The following is a 2,689-nucleotide window of genomic DNA, read 5'->3' on the forward strand; positions in this document are numbered from 1 at the left end:
GTTTGCACTCATGCCCGAGAGGCAGACGTAGTGATGCTGGATACCGAATTCGTTCGTATTCGCACTTTCTACCCGCAGTTAGGTCTGATTCAGCTTTTCGATGGTAATCGCCTCTCGCTGATTGATCCGACTGAATTAACGGATATGACGCCGTTTGTAGCGCTATTAAAAGATACTTCTGTGCTAAAAGTGCTGCACGCATGTGGTGAAGATTTAGAAGTTTTCCAAAACGCTTTTTGTTGTACACCATTCCCTATGGTGGATACGCAGCTGATGGCCGCTTTTCTCGGTCACGGCCTATCGACAGGCTTCGCATCGCTGGTGGAAGAATATTTAAGCGTAGAGCTCGACAAAAGTGAATCACGTACCGACTGGATGGCTCGTCCACTGACACAAAAGCAATTAGATTATGCTGCCGCAGATGTTCATTACTTGTTACCGTTATACGAAAAGCTGTTCGATAAGGTGACGCAAGCAGGTTGGTGGGAAGCTGTACAGCAAGAAAGTGATTTACTCGTTTCGAAACGTATTCGCGTAACCAATGAAGAGAATGCCTACCTTGATATTAAGGGCGCTTGGCAATTAAAACCTTCTGAGCTGGCGATTTTAAAGCCATTGGCGACGTGGCGTTATCGTGAAGCAATCAAACGAGATTTAGCGCTGAACTTTATCTTCAAAGAAGGTGATCTATTAACGGTCGCTCGTCTTGGTTTAACGAACTTTAAGAAGATGGAAGCAGAAGATATTGATATCCGAGCGATTAACCGCCATGGCGCGAAGATTGCCGCGATTGTTAAACAAGCGAAGCAAACACCTTCTGAAGAGTATCCTGCGAAAATTGAGCGTTTAATGGACTATCCGGGTTACAAGCAGGTCTTCAAAAATATGAAAGACTTGGTGAAATCGGCTTCGCAGAAGTCAGGTTTAGCCACGGAGTTCCTTGCCTCTAAAAAGCAGATCAATCAGTTGATCAGTTGGGTTTGGAAAAAAGATCGTGACCCAGAAGTATTGCCTGATTTGATGCAAGGGTGGCGTTTGGATTTACTCGGCGACAAGATGAACAAAGCATTAAAGTAATGAAAGATGAAAAAGGTTGGCCTCGATGCCAACCTTTTTCGTTCTAATTAGAGCATTCGTCTTGCGAGAGAAACTGATTACTTTTCTTCGTCTGGTAGCTTCACATTCAGCTCAAGAACTGAGATATCGTCGTCTTTGTGCTCAAATGTTAAGTCAACCATATTTGGATCAATTGCCACGTACTTGCTGATCACCTTCAAGATGTCTTCTTTTAATTGAGGCAAGTAAGACGGCGCAGGATCATTTTGGCTGCGGCGCTCTGCGACAATGATTTGCAAACGCTCTTTAGCTAGATTCGCAGAAGTTTTCTTCTGTGGACGGAAAAATTCTAATAATGACATGTCTAGCCTCCAAAGAGTCGTTTAAAGAGTCCTTTCTTCTCCTCAGTAAGGAAACGAAATTCAACCTGATTGCCTAATAAGCGATCAACGGTGTCAGAATAAGCCATACCCGCATCGGTGTTATCGTCAAAAGTGACTGGCACACCTTTGTTTGACGCGTTAAGCACGGCTTGGCTTTCTGGAATCACGCCCAGTAGTGGAATATGTAAGATCTCCTCTACGTCTTCAACGCTTAGCATTTCGCCTTGAGTGACGCGAGATGGGTTGTAGCGAGTCAGTAGAAGGTGCTGTTTTACTGGCTCTAGCCCTTGTTCTGCACGCAGTGACTTGGAATCTAAAATACCGAGAATGCGGTCAGAGTCACGCACAGAAGAGACTTCTGGGTTCGTTGTGACAATGGCTTCATCGGCATAGTACAAGGCCATTAACGCGCCTTGCTCGATACCTGCTGGTGAATCACAAATAATGAAATCAAAGCCCATTTCATCAAGTTCGCCGAATACGCGCTGAACACCATCTTTTGTCAGTGCGTCTTTATCACGAGTTTGAGAAGCAGGAAGAATAAATAGGTTGTCCGTGCGCTTATCTTTGATCAGCGCTTGGTTTAATGTCGCTTCGCCGTTAATGACGTTCACAAAGTCATACACGACGCGGCGCTCACAGCCCATGATTAGATCGAGGTTACGCAAACCGATGTCAAAATCGATCACCGCGGTCTTTTTTCCCTTAAGAGCTAGACCAGAGGCGATGGCTGCGCTTGAAGTGGTTTTACCAACGCCACCTTTACCAGACGTTACTACAATAATGCGTGCCATTTTTTTTCCTTTTTAGATTAAATCGCGAGAACTTCTAAATGTAATGATTCATCGGCTTTACTGATCATTACTTTCTTTTGCCAGTACTCGCTTTCAATTTGATCGCTTAACCAGTAGTCACCCGCAATGGATACCAGTTCTGCTTGTAAATCGTGGCAAATAATACGCGCTTCCTGCTGACCACTTGCTCCTGCAATCGCACGACCTCGAAGTGTGCCATGGATATGAATAGAGCCGTCAGCAATGACTTCAGCACCTGCACTTACGTGCGCTAGCACCACCAAATCACCATCTTTTGCGTAGATCTGTTGTCCTGAGCGGACAGGCGTACGAACTACTTTCGTTGGTGCCATTTTGGCAGGTGCTTGGCTTGGCGATTTGCTCGCCGACATAATGGCGAAGCCAGCTTCGGAAGCAAGGTTTTGTACACGCTTGTCTTTACAGCCCGTTACACCG

General features: G+C 45.4%; 4 protein-coding genes. 1 reads left to right on the plus strand and 3 read right to left on the minus strand.

From position 1 onward, the window contains the following. Window positions 1–1,077: ribonuclease D (rnd, locus tag CAG68_RS18000; protein WP_161441458.1), on the plus strand; the 1,077-nt coding region annotated here is incomplete at its 5' end. 77 nt (window positions 1,078–1,154) lie between these two features. Here rnd and minE read toward each other — a convergent pair. The 3 genes from minE to minC form a co-directional block, all read right to left on the minus strand. Further along, window positions 1,155–1,418 (minus strand): cell division topological specificity factor MinE, encoded by a 264-nt coding sequence (minE, locus tag CAG68_RS18005; RefSeq protein ID WP_005388332.1) that lies wholly within the window; start codon window positions 1,416–1,418, stop codon window positions 1,155–1,157. Between the two features lie 2 nt (window positions 1,419–1,420). Further along, a complete protein-coding gene (gene minD, locus CAG68_RS18010; RefSeq protein ID WP_005388331.1) occupies window positions 1,421–2,233 on the minus strand; it encodes a septum site-determining protein MinD in 813 nt (270 codons plus the stop codon). A gap of 17 nt (window positions 2,234–2,250) precedes the next feature. Next, window positions 2,251–2,689, minus strand: a 439-nt coding sequence (minC, locus tag CAG68_RS18015) for a septum site-determining protein MinC (RefSeq protein WP_161441459.1), incomplete at its 5' end; no start/stop codon positions are given.

Origin of the sequence: Vibrio sp. V42_P2S4T144 (genome assembly GCF_009904715.1) — a bacterium.
Classification (GTDB): Bacteria; Pseudomonadota; Gammaproteobacteria; order Enterobacterales; family Vibrionaceae; genus Vibrio; species Vibrio alginolyticus.

What these genes read in the sequence shown, in the direction of transcription:
- minD (WP_005388331.1), bottom strand. Translation starts at nt 2,233, where the DNA reads ATGGCACGCATTATTGTAGTAACGTCTGGTAAAGGTGGCGTTGGTAAA.
- minE (WP_005388332.1), bottom strand. Translation starts at nt 1,418, where the DNA reads ATGTCATTATTAGAATTTTTCCGTCCACAGAAGAAAACTTCTGCGAAT.